The 16,186-nt window shown below is 35.7% G+C and carries 18 protein-coding genes; 8 read left to right on the forward strand and 10 right to left on the reverse strand.

All coding sequences use genetic code 11. The annotated features are described in order from the left end of the window. Positions 1-302: 302 nt before the first annotated feature. On the reverse strand, positions 303-2,768 hold the full coding sequence (locus tag NST91_RS13455; protein WP_341331540.1) for a heavy metal translocating P-type ATPase: 2,466 nt from the start codon (positions 2,766-2,768) through the stop codon (positions 303-305). 13 nt (positions 2,769-2,781) lie between these two features. Beyond that, entirely contained in the window at positions 2,782-3,102 is a 321-nt protein-coding gene (locus tag NST91_RS13460; protein ID WP_341331541.1) for an ArsR/SmtB family transcription factor, read from the reverse strand. A gap of 397 nt (positions 3,103-3,499) precedes the next feature. Here NST91_RS13460 and NST91_RS13465 point away from each other — a divergent pair, with 397 nt between their 5' ends. The 3 genes from NST91_RS13465 to NST91_RS13475 all read left to right on the forward strand — a co-directional run bounded on the left by NST91_RS13465 (position 3,500) and on the right by NST91_RS13475 (position 5,073). Further along, positions 3,500-3,703: a nucleic acid-binding protein gene (locus NST91_RS13465; RefSeq protein WP_341331542.1), complete on the forward strand. Its 204-nt coding sequence runs from the start codon at positions 3,500-3,502 to the stop codon at positions 3,701-3,703. 161 nt (positions 3,704-3,864) lie between these two features. Continuing rightward, on the forward strand, positions 3,865-4,320 hold the full coding sequence (locus NST91_RS13470) for an SRPBCC family protein (RefSeq protein WP_341331543.1): 456 nt from the start codon (positions 3,865-3,867) through the stop codon (positions 4,318-4,320). Between the two features lie 87 nt (positions 4,321-4,407). Continuing rightward, a complete protein-coding gene (locus NST91_RS13475) occupies positions 4,408-5,073 on the forward strand; it encodes an HAD family hydrolase (protein WP_341331544.1) in 666 nt (221 codons plus the stop codon). A gap of 162 nt (positions 5,074-5,235) precedes the next feature. Here the strand turns inward: NST91_RS13475 and NST91_RS13480 are convergent, their stop codons facing one another. Beyond that, a complete protein-coding gene (locus NST91_RS13480) occupies positions 5,236-5,859 on the reverse strand; it encodes a LysE family translocator (RefSeq protein ID WP_341331545.1) in 624 nt (207 codons plus the stop codon). A 566-nt stretch (positions 5,860-6,425) separates the two neighbouring features. Between NST91_RS13480 and NST91_RS26310 the strand changes: the two genes are divergently transcribed. The 3 genes from NST91_RS26310 to NST91_RS13490 all read left to right on the forward strand — a co-directional run bounded on the left by NST91_RS26310 (position 6,426) and on the right by NST91_RS13490 (position 7,468). Next, on the forward strand, positions 6,426-6,533 hold the full coding sequence (locus tag NST91_RS26310; protein WP_440272594.1) for a hypothetical protein: 108 nt from the start codon (positions 6,426-6,428) through the stop codon (positions 6,531-6,533). A 141-nt stretch (positions 6,534-6,674) separates the two neighbouring features. Next, entirely contained in the window at positions 6,675-6,878 is a 204-nt protein-coding gene (locus NST91_RS13485; RefSeq protein ID WP_341331546.1) for a hypothetical protein, read from the forward strand. 44 nt (positions 6,879-6,922) lie between these two features. Then, a complete protein-coding gene (locus tag NST91_RS13490) occupies positions 6,923-7,468 on the forward strand; it encodes a DUF1572 domain-containing protein (protein ID WP_341331547.1) in 546 nt (181 codons plus the stop codon). A gap of 441 nt (positions 7,469-7,909) precedes the next feature. Here the strand turns inward: NST91_RS13490 and NST91_RS13495 are convergent, their stop codons facing one another. From NST91_RS13495 to NST91_RS13505, 3 genes are read right to left on the reverse strand one after another with little or no spacing between them, the layout of a single operon-like run. Continuing rightward, complete coding sequence (locus tag NST91_RS13495; RefSeq protein ID WP_341331548.1) at positions 7,910-9,085, reverse strand: Ger(x)C family spore germination protein; 1,176 nt, start codon at positions 9,083-9,085, stop codon at positions 7,910-7,912. Beyond that, positions 9,082-10,173, reverse strand: coding sequence for a GerAB/ArcD/ProY family transporter (locus NST91_RS13500; protein WP_341331549.1), 1,092 nt, complete (start codon positions 10,171-10,173; stop codon positions 9,082-9,084). Before NST91_RS13500 ends, NST91_RS13495 begins: the two co-directional genes overlap by 4 nt. A 44-nt stretch (positions 10,174-10,217) precedes the next feature. Beyond that, complete coding sequence (locus tag NST91_RS13505; RefSeq protein WP_341333536.1) at positions 10,218-11,768, reverse strand: spore germination protein; 1,551 nt, start codon at positions 11,766-11,768, stop codon at positions 10,218-10,220. A 766-nt stretch (positions 11,769-12,534) separates the two neighbouring features. Here NST91_RS13505 and NST91_RS13510 point away from each other — a divergent pair. Both NST91_RS13510 and NST91_RS13515 read left to right on the forward strand, forming a co-directional pair. Next, positions 12,535-12,819 (forward strand): hypothetical protein, encoded by a 285-nt coding sequence (locus NST91_RS13510; RefSeq protein ID WP_341331550.1) that lies wholly within the window; start codon positions 12,535-12,537, stop codon positions 12,817-12,819. A gap of 139 nt (positions 12,820-12,958) precedes the next feature. Further along, complete coding sequence (locus tag NST91_RS13515; RefSeq protein WP_341331551.1) at positions 12,959-13,384, forward strand: hypothetical protein; 426 nt, start codon at positions 12,959-12,961, stop codon at positions 13,382-13,384. A 107-nt stretch (positions 13,385-13,491) separates the two neighbouring features. Here NST91_RS13515 and NST91_RS13520 read toward each other — a convergent pair whose 3' ends face one another. Genes NST91_RS13520 through NST91_RS13535 form a run of 4 tightly spaced genes read right to left on the reverse strand, consistent with a single transcriptional unit; the run spans position 13,492 to position 16,182 of the window. Beyond that, the gene (locus tag NST91_RS13520; RefSeq protein WP_341331552.1) at positions 13,492-14,259 is read right to left on the reverse strand and encodes a thiazole synthase; all 768 of its coding nucleotides are present in this window, start codon (positions 14,257-14,259) and stop codon (positions 13,492-13,494) included. 2 nt (positions 14,260-14,261) lie between these two features. After that, entirely contained in the window at positions 14,262-14,465 is a 204-nt protein-coding gene (gene thiS, locus NST91_RS13525) for a sulfur carrier protein ThiS (protein WP_121446079.1), read from the reverse strand. Between the two features lie 12 nt (positions 14,466-14,477). Next, complete coding sequence (thiO, locus tag NST91_RS13530; RefSeq protein WP_341331553.1) at positions 14,478-15,590, reverse strand: glycine oxidase ThiO; 1,113 nt, start codon at positions 15,588-15,590, stop codon at positions 14,478-14,480. Then, entirely contained in the window at positions 15,580-16,182 is a 603-nt protein-coding gene (locus NST91_RS13535; protein ID WP_341331554.1) for a thiamine phosphate synthase, read from the reverse strand. Before NST91_RS13535 ends, thiO begins: the two co-directional genes overlap by 11 nt. Positions 16,183-16,186: the final 4 nt, after the last annotated feature.

A 16,186-nucleotide genomic window follows, 5' to 3' on the forward strand; every position in this document is an offset into this window, starting at 1 on the left:
TTTTTTACTTAAAAATGATACACAAATGGATAGTTTTTACATTTATTATCGCTTTTAAAAACAAATCTTCCATTTCCTGGAACTTGCGAATGACTTTATACTCTCAAGCTATAAAAAAGCATACGCATTTCAATTTTACGTATGCTTTTATCGCTTTTTTACTTAAAAATGATACACAAATGGATAGTTTTTACATTTATTACCGCTTTTAAAAACAATTCTTCCTTTTCCTGGAACTTGCGAATGACTTTATACTCTCAAGCTCCTGTGATGATAAATTTCTCCACGTTATAGCTCAACAATTACTCCTTAACTTTTAAAAGTCGTAAAGCATTTAAAATCACAATGATTGCAGCTCCGGTATCACTTAATACTGCTAACCAAAGTGTTAACAAACCAGGGAAGATAAGAGCTAGAGCCACGAATTTGACGATTAAGGAGAACCAAATGTTTTGCTTAATGATTGTCAAGGCTTTTCTACTTAGTTTTACCGTATGTGGAAGTTTTTCAAGATTGTCTGCCATTAAGACAATGTCAGCCGTTTCCATTGCTGTGTCAGTTCCAGCACCACCCATAGCAATTCCCAGATCAGCAGAAGCGAGTGCAGGTGCATCATTTATTCCGTCTCCAACCATAGCTACCTTATAGCCTTCACTTTGCAGTTGTTTGATGGCCGCAACCTTGTCTTCTGGTAAAAGGTCAGCAAAATAACGGCTGACATTCGCTTCCTTTGAAATCATTTTAGCTGTGCCTTCATTATCACCCGTTAACATGACAACTTCGTTAATACCAACCTGTTTTAATCCTTTTAATGCTTTTACAGTGGTCTGTCGAATCGTATCAGCAACAGCAATAATACCGATGAATTTAGTCTCAGTACCAATTATTACGACCGTTTTCCCTTGATTCTGAAGTTGAAGAACAGTTTCGGCTACATTTCCTAACGTAACATTCTTTTCTTCAAATAATTTTAGATTGCCAGCGTAATAGAGTTCTCCATCAAGAGTTGCTTGTACTCCTTTACCGACAATGCTCTTAAATAATTCACCATTTCTGGGTTGTATTCCTTTAGCCTGGGCATATTCCACAATGCTTTTTGCGATTGGGTGTGTCGAGTATTCTTCTAATGTCAAAGCAATCGACAATAGATGATCGTCATCCGTATCCAGGGGAATTATTTCAGTTACCTTTGGTTTACCTTCCGTCAACGTACCTGTTTTATCGAAGGCAATGGCAGTAATAGCACCAGCTTTTTCTAAGAACGTACCGCCTTTAATCAATACACCATTCTTTGCTGCATTTCCGATGGCAGATACGATTGCAACAGGTGTTGAAATCACTAAGGCGCAGGGGCAAGCAACTACTAATAATTCAAGTCCTCTGTAGAACCATTCACTCCAGCTTCCAAAATCTAGTAGAGGGGGAAGAACCATGACAACTAATGCTAGAATAAACACAATCGGAGTATAGATACTTGCAAATCGATCAACAAATGCTTGTGTTGGAGCTTTTTGCTCCTGAGCTTCTTCCACTAAGTGAATAATTTTAGCGATTGTTGTATCTTCCACCAACTTAGTTACTTTTACCTCAAGTGAACCACTTTCATTTATTGTTCCTGCATAGACAGTATCTCCAATTTCTTTATCGACTGGAATCGATTCTCCTGTGATCGGTGCTTGATTCACACTGGATTCCCCTAGTACAATTTCACCGTCTAGTGGGATCTTATCTCCAGGTTTTACAATCAAAATATCACCAATCGAAACCTCTTCAACTGGTTTTTTGATGAGCTCTAATCCTACTTTTACAGAGGCTTCGGAAGGAGCCAAATCCATTAAATTTCGAATGGAGTTTCTAGTTTTTTCAATCGACATATTTTGAAGAGTAGTTCCTAATGCGAATAACCATACAACGGTTGCACCTTCTAACCATTCTCCAATTAGGGCAGCGCCAATTGCCGCAGTAGACATGAGGACATTCATATCTAATGAACGACTTTTAATTGAATAATAGGCACTTTTTACAGGTTTATACCCACTTATAACCATTGCAACTGCATACATAAGTGTAGTGTATAGGGGAGAGATGCCTGTAAAGGATCCAATAAAACCTAGTGCGATCAATATTCCAGAGAAGATAATCCCACCGTTACCACTTAAGGGTTTAGGTGATTCATTTGATATTTTACTAGTAAACACTGAAGCTTTATAACCTATTTTAGAAACTTCAGAAATGATATCATCAACACTGTTATCATGTTCTATTTTCATTTTGCCAGTTGAAAAATTCACACTTACACTTTTTACTGCAGGGATAGTGTACAAGTGGTTTTCAATACTTTTCGCGCAACTTCCACAATCCATTCCTTCAACGTTGAAGATTCTTACATTCTTGTTTTGGAGTACTGGTTCAATACCATATCCTAGTTTTTGTACTTCACTTTCCACCTGGTCAAAGGACGCACTATTTTTACCAACTATTTGCAGTTTAGCAGTATTATAGTTTACCTTAACGTCTTGAATGTCCCGCAAACCACTTAATCCTTTTTCAATTGTCAAGGCACAGGATGGACAATCCATTCCGTGTATACGAAACTCCGCCTTCTTACCAACAGCGGCAAGTGTTTCTTGGGATTTGTTGTCAACATTATTACCGTAACAACTAATTGACTCTAAACTCTTGTTTTGGTTTTTGCTACTACAACAAGATGTGTTCTCCGTACCCGCAACTGCGGTTTCTTCATTCGAACCACAACAATTATCAGCCATTAATTCCAACTCCCTAATCCATATGACGGTCACAACAAGCTACATCATTCTGCACATCTTCAAAAACTGTATTAAACATCATTAATAATTTACGAACCTGTTCATTACGTAAGCTGTAGTACACGTATTTTCCTTCTTGTCTCCCAACGATGAGTCCACAACCTTTTAAACATGCTAAATGCTGTGAAATATTAGATTGATTCCCTTTAAGGTCATCCACAATCTGAGAAACTGCTTTTTCTTGATCTTTTATACTATCTAGAATTTGTATACGTGTTTTATCAGCAAATCCTCTAAGGAATTTTACCTTCGTATCAATATCCGCTTGTAGCATACCATTTCCCCCTCATCATATTAGAAATAACTAATATGTTCTGTTAGTATCATATTAGCAATTCCTAATATGTGTGTCAAACCTTTTAAAAAATGGATTGTGTCAATTTGAAAGGTATTTGAATACTACATATTCTTCAAAAAAATTAAGCAAGTTTCACAATAAGGTTCTGGTTTTAAAAGGAATTATTCATTCTATATAGAAAATATAAAGAGATATCGATCGTTTAAAAAATGGGGAAGACCAGTAATTGACTAATTTTCTTTCTAGACATTTTAGCCTTAAAAAAGTAATGAGGGTGTTTATGTAGCATTTCCAATAGTTGTTGGTGGTTCTGGAAGTAAAAATAATCGAAGTTCAAACATTAAAAATTTATTGAATTAGGGGGCCTGTAGAGATGAAAAGAATTTGTATTCATTGTCAAACTGAAATGATCAAGGATTGTAAAGTGACTGTTGAGGGTGATATTGCTGGACTAAAAATTAGTCAAAAAAGGAAAGGGCTTTTCAATAATGTATCGGCAAAGACAAAAGCTTCAGTGTGTCCCAATTGCGGATATGTAGCTCTATACATTGATGATTTTAAAGAATTTAATCAGTAATAGGTTTTAAAGGTAAGATGGACACTCTTTAATACCGATTAGTATTATGGAAGTAACAGATTCGAGAGTCCAAGACGGATTAACGCAAATTTTTGAAATTATATAGCTACTACTACGTGGCAGTAGGGTTGAATAAATAATTCTTAAAAAGGAGATAGCGAATGCCTATTATTAAGCATAAGCAATTTATCCAAGCACCTGTGGAGGTATGCTTTGACCTTGCAAGAAACGTTGATATACATATTGAAACTACTGCTAAAACGAAAGAAAAAGCTGTTGGTGGAATTACACAAGGGCTATTAAATATTGGCGATACTGTTACTTGGGAAGCTACTCACTTTGGTATTAAACAAAGGCTAACAGCAAAAGTAACTCAAATGGAAAAGCCTATCGTGTTTGTTGATAGTATGGTGAAAGGAGCTTTTCGTTCCTTTACTCATACCCATCAATTCAAAGAAGAAAAAGGTGGGACACTAATGATTGATACTTTTGAGTATAAGTCACCTTATGGTCCACTTGGAGTTATTGCAGATAAGTTATTTTTGGAGAAGTATATGACAAACTTTATCATTACTCGTGCAAAAGAACTTAAAAGAATAGCTGAGAATGTAAATTAATTATATCAACTACTGTGTGCATTAATCTAAGAAGGATTAATGCACTTTTTTAATATATTTATTAATTATATTGGGAGGTATATGAAAATGATTAAAGCTGCTATTTTCGATTTAGATGGAACATTGTTGAATAGAGATGAATCTGTTCATATGTTTATAAATGCTCAATATGATAGGTTAAAAAAACATGTAGGTCAAATTCCAAGAGAGAAATATGTAGCGAGATTTATAGAATTAGACAATCATGGGTATGTATGGAAAGATAGGGTGTTTCAACAATTACTACATGAATATGAGATTCGTGATATTACGTGGGAGGAATTACTTCAAGATTATATATGTGAGTTTAAAAATAATTGCGTTCCTTTTCCTAATCTTATAAATATGTTAAAGGAATTAAAAAGAAGGAACATTATGTTAGGAATCATTACAAATGGAAAAGGGCAGTTTCAGATGGACAATATAAAGGCACTTGGTATAGAGAAGTATTTTGACACGATTTTAGTATCTGAATGGGAAGAAATAAGAAAACCAGATCCTAAAATTTTTATAAGAGCGTTGGACCAACTTAATGTTTCACCTAATCAATGCATATTTGTTGGGGACCATCCTGTAAATGATGTGAAAGCTGCAAAAAGTGTCGGGATAAAAGCGATTTGGAAAAAAGATCTTCAATGGACTACTGTTGAAGCTGATTTTATCATTAACGATTTATCTGAATTGCCTTTGATTATAGATAAAATAAACACTTAGTAAACTTATGGTAGTAGCGATCAATGTTTATATTGTAGATAACCTGCCATCTAGTTTATTAGGAATAGGGTTTAAATAAAAATAAAACACAAAAATAAGCAATGTCACTACATATTAGACATTGCTTATTTTTGTGTTTTATTTTAGTGCAATTAGTATCGATTATTCCTTGCTAAAAGCAATTTTTAATCCAATTAAGGTGAATAATGAACCTTGAATATAGTTAATCTTTTTAGAGATTGTTGGGTTTTTACGTAAAAATGTCCCTACTTTCCCAGCAAAGATACTGATTAACGAGAAAATAACCAAAGTTTGGATTAGAAAAAGGATGCCGTAGACAAGCATTTGCAATGAAACATGACCATTTTCATAGTTAATAAATTGTGGAAAGAAGGCTAGGAAAAACAAAGACACCTTAGGATTTAGTAGGTTCATAATAACCCCTTTTTTGTATAGAGATTTATAGTCTAAAGTGTCCTCGTTTTTAAGGATAAGATCCGTATCTTTTTCTTTGAAAGACTTATAGGCTAAGAATAACAAATAGGCTGCGCCTGCATATTTGACGACCGTAAATGCAAATGCAGACTGATAAATTAAAGCTGAAATTCCAATCGTTGCAGCTGTAATATGTACTAGTAATCCTGTACAAAGCCCAAGTGTCGTAAAGATACCTGCCTTTTTTCCTTTTGCTAGACTCTGTGCCAACGTGAACAAATTATCTGGACCTGGCATCAAAGTAAGAATGATTGCAGCACTTAAAAAAGATAGTATAGAAAGAAAATCCACGTTTATCCCTCCAATTTTTTAAGGTTAATATTACCATAACTTCGTTGAGTTAGGTTGATGGATAAAAAATCTTTAACGAGATACTCTGAAAAAATTGTCTCCTAAGAGTTACAAGTACCCGGAGTTGATTATTTTCCTTTTGGAGGACAACAAGAAGGGAACAAATGTTATAAAAAATGGTGTATTATTTTGTAAATGGGTTTTAAGAAGGAAAAATGCTTTTTTATTGAAGTTATTGTAATAACCAACCATGTTACCTATTAAACTTTTTTAATAGGTAAGTTCTACGAATGGAGGTAGGATACATGACTTTTACTGCACGGATAGTAGGGCTTTTACTTATATTCTTAATTTATATTATATTGTCAGAGTTGTATTTGAAAAGGACTTTACATATTAAGGAAGTTAGAAAAAGTTTATTAAGTAAGGGGAGAAAAAAACTCTTTGTTTCCATAGAAATCACACTTATATTTTTATTTGTTTACAGTACATTTTATTTTATGGATACACCTTTTTTTATACTTCCAACGTTTCTATTCTCTACTTGTTTATAATTCTTTAGAGGAATTGAGGAATGGCATGAGGGGAAAGATGAAAAAGGCTACTATCAAGAGTGGCTTACTTCATTAACATTTTTCGTCATGTTTATATTCATGTTATTTGGTGAATTTTAACGATCTTCAAAAGTAAGATGGATATCCAGGTATTTGTATCGTGAATTATTTGAATGTTATTTATTTTATGGATATTTATGTTAAAATATGGATAGGATTGGAACGGTTCGGTTTATGGAATTTATTCTAGGGAGTGATTCTTTGGGAAAAAACAGCATTGGTATATCTTTTATTGGGATCTCAGTCATTTTGATTGGTTATAAGTGGATTGGTGAATTCATTGGTGGCACATCAGTTTCGGGAACTATAGTAAACATTTGCACATTTACATTTTTAGCTGGGTTATGCTTTTTAGCTTGGGGTGAATATGACAAGCGTAAAGGTCATAAGAGGAAGTCAGGGTAATCCACTAATGTAATGTAAAGCATCTATTATTTGGGGGGATCGCTATGAATATTGGAAATGAATATTTGAGAATCGTCATTGAACGATTTAAAAGTGTAAAAAGCCTTGGAGATAAGACGATACAACAGTTAAATGAAGAGGAAATCCATTGGTCTTATAATGATGAGTCTAATAGTGTTGCAGTTATTGTTAAGCATGTAAGCGGGAATATGGTTTCGAGATGGACAGATTTTTTGACTTCAGATGGGGAAAAAGAATATCGTAATCGGGATGAAGAATTTATTGACAATATTTCTTCTAAGTCAGAGGTAATTAAGGTTTGGGAAAAGGGATGGGAAGTGCTATTTGCTACACTTAACGATTTAGGTGAGCCAGACTTATTAAAAAAGATTTACATTCGAGGAGAAAGTCATTTGGTTATAGATGCTATTGAAAGGCAAATGGCCCATTACTCATATCATGTCGGCCAAATTGTGTATATCGGCAAACTATTAAAGGACAGCAATTGGGAGAGTCTCAGTATACCAAGAGGGAAATCCGAGGATTATTTAAGGGAAATGCTTGAGAAACACAAAAACCATAATAAATAACGGAAAAACTTGAATGAACGTAGATCAATAACCTTAGAACGGCTATTGCTCATTTTTTTGATATCCGTTAATTGGTACAGTAATATGGTTGGAGGAAGCCTAACTTATAGATATAAAATGCTAATATACTACCATGTAGGAATAAAGTATGAATACACTATCAAATATCACCCAGAAGGAACAACAAGAGACTGTATAAGTAGATAACAGTCTCTTACTATGCTTACTCCATTAACTTTCCTAAGGGTCCAAAAACGTAATGTAACAAAGTGGTGGGGCCAGGTACTTTTTCTAGGTTAAAGAAAGATAATCCCACCGAGACAATAAGAATTGACACAAATATAATCTTTTCGACTTTCTTGAGGCCCATTATTCGATTCTTTTCAAAAAGGATAATAAGACACACTAAGAATAGGACAGTCAGTCCTACACTCCAGTTCATCATTTTACCACCTCGTCGTTAGGGAAGGCTGCAGGGGGACCGATGTCACCTGGCGTTCTAATGGTGGCGTCTACATGTATTTTCACATCCACTTCAGAGAATTTTTCATCCCACTGATTCTTTACTTTCTTCCATTCTTCAGGATATTTTTGATGGAACCTTCTCCCAAAGTCAATAGGATCAGAATGAAATTCATGCTGCAGCTTCTTGATAGTTTGACTCACTCTTTCTTTTAAAACGGCTTCAAATTCGTTTTGTAGTCGCTCGATGACTTGCTCATTAAATAAATTCATTTTTGTTTCATTTTGGACGATATCCCCTCTAATATCTAAATCAACATTCATGATCCAACGCCCTTTTTCGATTAGTGGTTTGAACTTTATCTTTCCAATGGTCGGCATCATGATAATTTCCTCATTATAGCCCTCAGGTTTAATGGATAATGTGCTTCTTTTTATTTTTCTTAATAACCACATAAGCCCACGTGTTTGTTCCATATTTAATTGCCCTACCATTTTATTCTTTTTAAAGATGGCTGTGCCAGTGATGGTTGGTATTGTTTCATTTTCTTGTCTAGCTTTTTCCGGAGAGAACAATGGTTTAACTAAAGGCAATGCTACTGCTTGGCTTTCTCCCATCAAATGGGTGTCCACATCAATCAGAGTCGTATCTATTCCACTTTCATGCGTTGATAATTTTCTAAGCGCCTCTCCGGAATAGCGCTCTAAAGGAGGTACTAGCATGAGAATTTCTCTTGCTTTTTCCTCGCTGACGTAGATGTAGGAGAAACCTCTTGGTGCAGGATGACGAAGCAAATAGTCGACTTCCTTTTGTATTCCCTTTTTTGCTAGTTCGTTTCCCATTATAAATATTTTACATTGGCCCCAGAAAAGTACTCTGGGTACATTCGATTGTAATTTAGATACAGCTTCTGCAAGACTATCTCCGGTTCCTTCACGTATAAATGTTGATCCAGCACTTGGATCTTCTCCTGTTTGGCCCGTTGTAATGGCACGGGGAATAAAAATTTGTACAGAGATTTGAATTTTATCGTCCTCTACAAGATCAATCGCTGCAGCTGTGATGATTGAAAGATCTTGTAATTCCTCAGAGTCCCAACAGCCAGAAAGAAGTAATAATGATAGTAGAATGATACAACTTTTCCTAAGTATCAAGTACTTTCACTCCTTTTTCTCTTGATTAATGCGATTCCAAGTAGAAAAAGGGGGATGATGGTTTGAATCGTTAGTAAATAAAATGGCTGAATTGTAGATATATAGTTCACTTTTACCACTAAATTTGGGAGATCCCAGTAACTAAAGATAAAGACTAATACACTTAACGGAAAGACGATAATCTTGTAACTGGAGAACCTAAATAATTGTGCGAGTGAAAGACTTGCTGCATATAAAAAGACGGAAATTTTAACAAAGTTTCCAAGGACCCATGATGCTGTAATCAGTACCTCAAAATTTTCAAAGAAGTTGTAAACAGTAATGGAACGAATGATTACATATACTGGATAAAATAGATTTGCTGCAGATGTTCCAATTGCAGTAAGTACAAAAAAGTTCACATATAATAGTATGAACATTACAATTAGGGATGCTCGTAAACCAGATTTTAAGCCATTTTTTTGATTATTGATATACGGAAATATAAATGCTAATAGGAAAAATTCACTAAACCAAGAATTATGAATCAATGTCCCTTTCATAACAGGCAATAATCCATTTTCTAAAAATGGCAATAGATATCCAAGCTTAATGTCTTTTATTAATAACAACAGAACTACTGAGGAACTCATAAATAGTGTCGTGCAAATAATAGCGGTTCTCGCAATTACCTCTAATCCACCACGAACTGCTAATGCGCTGACAAACAATATCGTAATCGAAAAGATGATTATTGGGGTATCTGTCATTACATTTGTCGAAATGAAACTTGAATATTCTCTAACGATAATCCCTGAATTATGAATATAGAATAGTGTAAGGAGAAGTCCAAATACTCTCCCTGCAGCTTTACCAATTATCCTCTCGCTATACTCGATAGGGGTTTGCATAGGATATAATTCGTGCAATCTCCAGACGATGTAGACTGTTAAAAATCCAATCAACGAGCCTAAAATAGGAGTCATCCACATATCATGGCCAGCAAATTTTGCATCAATAGATGGAATGGAAAGAATTGCGGTCCCAATAATCGTTGGTATCATAATAAATTCCGTTTGTGGCGCTGTAATTCTGCCCTTTTCTACCATTTAATGTTTCACCGCCATCTAGCATAAAAATAGGTTGGAGAACATTAGTCTCCTCCTTTGTCTGGTTGTGGTTCTATTGTTTTTCCTTGTCTTACCGAATCAATGTTACCTGTTAAATGAGGTCGAAAGTTCATCTTCCATAATGGAAAACGAACAAACGTATCTTGCATTGGATTCTTATGTAAGGTATTAATTGGACTTAAATATGGAATATCAAAAGATCTCAACGTTGATAAATGAATGATTAGGACGATTAAAGCAAGCATTACTCCGATTAAGCCTAAAAGACCTGCCAAAATAATAATTGGAAATCGTAACAGCCGAATTGAAAGACCGATGGAATATCGTGGGACTAGAAAAGAAGCAATTCCTGTAATGCTAACCACAATAATCATAGGTGCAGAGAAAATTCCAGCTTGTACCGCGGCTTGACCAATTACTAAGGCACCTACGATACTAACTGCAGAACCAATTTGCTTGGGTAATCGCAGACCAGCCTCCCGTAATGCTTCAAAGGCAAGCTCCATCAAAAAAGCCTCTACAATGGCTGGAAAGGGCACTCCTTCCCTTGCGGAAGCAATGCTCAGCATCAGATTGATCGGAAGCATTTCTTGATGAAAGCTCGTAATCGCAACATAGATAGAAGGGAGGAAGATAGCCACTCCTAAAAATATAAAACGAATGATTCGAATAAATGTTCCTATCCAAAAACGTTCATAATAATCTTCTTGGGATTGAAATAAGCTAAAAAAACTAATTGGCGCTATTAAGGAAAAAGGGGTACCGTCAATCATTAATACCGCTCTGCCCTCTAGTAAATTGGCAGAAACAACATCCGGTCGTTCCGTATATAAAACTTGTGGAAATGGTGAAAAAGGATGATCTTCAATAAATTGCTCGATATATCCGCTTTCTAAAACTCCATCAATATCAATCCGATTTAGGCGATTTTCCATTTCCTGAATTAAGTTCTGGTCAGCTAGTCCCTCGATATATGAAATGACTACTTTTGTTTTTGTATATTTACCAACATATAGTGGCTTCATTTTGAGGGAAGGATCTTTGATAATCCGTCGAACTAACGATGTATTTACTCCTATGGACTCAGTGAAACCTTCCCTGGGTCCACGGATTCCTTTCTCAGCTGATGGTTCTTCAATGGAACGCTTTTCATACTTTACAATTCCTAAAGAATAGGCCTCTTTAAGACCATCTAGCAGTAAGAGTGGGTTGCCATTGGCAATTGCATCACTACAGGCTGAATACGTATCTATCTTTTTTATATTCGAAATCGGAATCGTGTTTTTTAAAGAATGAATGAAATCTTTCTCAATAATTTCTGTCATTTTCAATAAATTTTCAAGTACAAGTTCATCAAGCTTTTGTAGATCACTTAATCCTTCTATATAAACAACAGCGGCCTTCTTATTGCCAATCGCAAATGAATGAAAAACGACATCTGAACTATCTTTATAAAGTGAGGAAAAAAACAGGACATTCTCATCAAGGCTATTTGATAATGAAACATTCACAGATTGACTTTTCTCTGGAGCTTCTTTACCTTTCGTCCCTTTTTCTTGAGGAAGTCTTCTCATGCGAAACACCTTTTTTCCTCCTCTAACCCAGTATTAATACTTACATTGCCTAAATTGGTAATAAAATATGCATATAGGAAATTGTTTCAAGTTATTGAGAAGGGAAATTGTACCAATTTGTAGAATTATTCGGAGAGAGTTAAACGTTGATATTAGAGGTTTTCTTTAAAGAGGTGGATGTGTTGAAAAAATATCTAGGTTTGATTTCATTGATTTTAATAAGTCTTTTTATCGTTCTAGGTTTTGTAATCCCACAAGCAATAGAACCTTTACCTTAATCATTAGACTTATTGTTGTTGTTAAGCCTGTTAATAGGGTCATTTATAACTGCGATATTAAGTGAAAAAGGACGTTTGAAAATTATTAATGTCGCTTTTTCGTTAGTGGGTATGTTTGCTTTACTAATTATCATTATTTTCACAATTAGTATGATGTTGTTTGGGAACTTTGGGACTTAGGTTTATTTTAAATTATCCATCATAGTTTTAACTTGTTTATCGATGGATGGTGAGGGAGAAATTATTATTAAAATCATAATGATGAAGAACATTGAATATTATGTTACTATCACTAAAATTCGTTCGTGAAAAGGAGGTGACGAGTAACGGGGTACAAATTTACATCAAAAAAGAAATGGATTAGACAAGCGATAAATTCAATTTTATACGTACTCATTATCATTTTTTTAAGTATATATTATTATATAATCTTTGATGCAGCTAATTTTACAAATCCAATCATATTTATTATTTTAATTTCTTCCATTTTGATTGCGATACTTAGAGCAAAATACTATTTTACATTAAATAAAAAAGACTATCTTATTCTTGAAGGTGGAAGCGTATCAATATACAGAGGATCTCTTTTTCGAAGAAAACAAATTCTATTTAGTCAAGTAGAGGTAGTTGTTCAAGTTAGTGATGTCATTCTATTTATTATGAACAATGGGAAGGAAGAACAAATTTATACTGATTTAATATCAGATGAGGATCAAGTAGAGTTGATAAAAAACCTAAAGTCCATATTTGATTCTAAGGCAGTTGGGTTTTAACGTCATCTTTAAGGATTTTGGGTTTGAAAAAAACCCCATTGTATTACCGTTATCTAACAGATTTAGATAGACATGTGTTAAGCCATTCTATATATGAGCGTTAAAATTTTTAACGTTTCTATAAAGAGGGGGTTAATACATGAGGAAACCTGTCAAAACTATTTTAGGTGCAGCATTATTAGTTGTCGGACTTGCAGGATGTCAAGGTAACGATAATAACTTTGATACCAAAAATAATGGGGATGTCAAAATATTGAATCAAAGAAACGATAATGGGCATGGTTTCAATCAAAACGACAGATTTGACAATAACAATGGCCGTAGTAACATCATGAATGACCGTAACCAAGATTGTAATGATGACCTCTATTATGGTCAAAGTGGTACTGGTACTACTAGTATTGGGACAGGAACTACTGGTACCGGTGGTGCTGGTGCGATGGGAACTGGAACAGCAGGCAGTGGTGCTGGAACAGGCGCTGGTGTTAATGGAGGTCCTGGTGCAGGTACTACTGGATATGATGGTTGTCGAGACGGAACTGGACTAGGGTCAAATAATCGCTAAACAAGAACATTTCTATTGGAGTTGCAACAATATTCATGAACGTGGATATTCCAATGGCCTGCCTTTAAGCATGCTTATGGGGTCAGGCCATTGGTTTTCAGTAATTGTTAAGATCCTACCAACCCTGTTAAAGGGCTACTCGCTACTGCGTAATCTTTTTCCTCAATGCGTCCGGCCTCATAGCCTAGTCTTCCTGCTTCTAACGCAAGTTTGACAGCGAGTGCCATTTTTACTGGATCCTTTGCACCTGAAACAGCCGTATTTAACAGAACACCATCTCCTCCAAGTTCCATTGCATGAGCAACATCCTTTGGTGAACCAATTCCCGCATCAATAATGACCGGAACTTGAGATTGCTCAATAATAAATTTTAGATTTAACGGGTTAATAATTCCTTTACCTGAACCAATTGGACTTGCCCCCGGCATAATCGCATGTACACCGAGATCCTCTAATCGCTTAGCTAGCACTACATCATCTGACGTATACGGCAACACAATGAAACCTTCATTGAGAAGCATTTCCGATGCCTTCAACGTTTCGATTGGGTCTGGTAAAAGGGACCTGTCATCTCCTATAACCTCAACCTTAATCATGTCACACAATCCAGATGCTTTAGCTAGTTTCGCTATTCGAACCGCTTCCTCAGCAGTTTTAGCTCCTGCTGTATTTGGAAGAAGTGTATATTTCGTTAAGTCCAATTGCTCTAAAAAATTGGGCTGACTTTCTTCAAAAATGTTCATTCTTCTCACAGCAAACGTTAAAATTTCAGCATCTGAAACCTCAACAGCTTGCTTTTGAATTTCAAAAGATGGATATTTTCCTGTTCCTAATAAAAGTCTAGAATGGAATGTACGATTTGCTATTGTTAACATGATTATCCTCCTCCTACAAATTGGACGATTTCAATAATATCGCCATTTTTAAGTCTCATCGCTTTATAGTCATCTTTTTGAATAATATCCTCATTAATCTCTACAATCGCGATCCGATTTTCCAAGTTATAATGAGTCAAAAGCTTATCCACTGAATTTACTTCTTCAGGAAGTTCAACCTGCTCTCCGTTAAGTCTAATCTTCATGTTCTCACCTCCCTAAATCAACGTTTTTTGTCTTCGATCAATACGAAAAGCATCGATCCATTCCTGTTTTACCTCTTTATTTAAAATTAGGTCACGTATCATTTTCCCAGTTGCGGGGGCAAGGAGAATCCCATTTCGAAAATGGCCACAGGCAATCAAAATTTGTTCCTCCTCAGGGTGTCTGCCGATAAATGGATGCCCATCAAATGTGGTAGGTCTCAAACCAGATGTAAACCCTTCAATCTTCCAGTTAGCAGAGGAGGGGAGCATCATTTTCGCTTTATTAATTAAACTCTCAACACTATCAAGGTTGATCGATTCACTCCAGTCATCTGGAATCATCGTTGCCCCGATCACGAGTTTCCCGTTATTTCTTGGCACGATATAAGATTTGTCATGAAACAACGTGTGTTGTAAAAGAGGCTTCTCGTGCTGAACAATGATACTTTCTCCTTTTACAGATGACAGTTGTTCAGAGATTCCTAGATTCTGAAAAAGGTGATTACTATAGACACCAGTTGCAATTACGATGTACTTTGCTTGGACATTGCCTTTTGCAGTCTTCATATTGTAGTTGTTTCCATGTTTTTCGACTCCATAGACGTGGCAGCTATCAAAAATAGAAGCACCAAGTACTTGGGCGCTTTTTGCAAAAGCCTCACAGGTACTAGTCGGAATGACGTTCACATCATCTTTGATATAGGCAGCTCCTAAAACGTCATTGCTAATCCCGGGTTCCATACATTGGACTTCTTGCCGGCTCAACTCTTTTACAGTAGGTTGCTTTAAAAGTGAATGGAGGTCTTGCATTTCATTTTCAGTGAGTGCTAGCTTTATAATACCGCCATTTCGATATCCAATATCAATCCCACTTAAATCAAAAAGTTCATCTTTTAATCGTATGTACTCAAATTGACTCGACCTTGCAAAAGGGAAGAAGAGGGAGAAATCACCATCACTTTCTGAATGAGCACCTAGCATGCCAGCAGCAGCCTTGGTTGTTTTCGCACCAATTTGTCCTCCATCAAATAGAGCAACATCCATTTGTGCAGTGGCTAAATAATAAGCAATGGAGCAACCAATAATTCCACCACCAATTACAACTACTTCGTACCTATTTTTCATGGTGAATCGCCTCACTGAATGTTTTTGTGATGGAATAAGGTTCATCTGTCGCAAAAATACTGGACATGATTGCCACACCATCCGGCCCAACTGCTTGGATTGATGGTAATGTTTCTAACGTAATGCCACCAATTGCATAAACAGGGATGCTTAGTTCTTTTTTCATTTGTAATATAGGCTCAACGCCGTTTGGGGCTAGACCTTGTTTGCTATTGGTTTCAAAGCAATGGCCATATAGGATGTAATCGGCTCCATCTGTCTCCACTTCTTTTGCTTTTTCAAAGGAATGAACACTGCAACCCACTTTTATTTGCGGGTAACATTTTTTCACCATCTTTACAGGGAGGCCATGTTCAGGTAAATGGACAGTAGGTATATCCATACATAGTGCAACATCTAGGCGGTCATTGATGATGATTTTCTCTTTCTTCATACCGTTGTTAAGTAAATATTCGATTAAGGACACTATTTCTAGAACAGATTTTGATTTCTCTCGAATCTGCACGAAATCAATTACATCTTTAATCGCAATAATTTTTTCAGCAACAGCTTTTACAGATTGTCGATCATCGGTCACAGCAATTAATTTCATTGAA

Source organism: Ferdinandcohnia sp. FSL W7-1320, from assembly GCF_038050315.1.
In the GTDB taxonomy this organism is placed as follows: Bacteria; Bacillota; Bacilli; order Bacillales; family Bacillaceae_L; genus Ferdinandcohnia; species Ferdinandcohnia aciditolerans.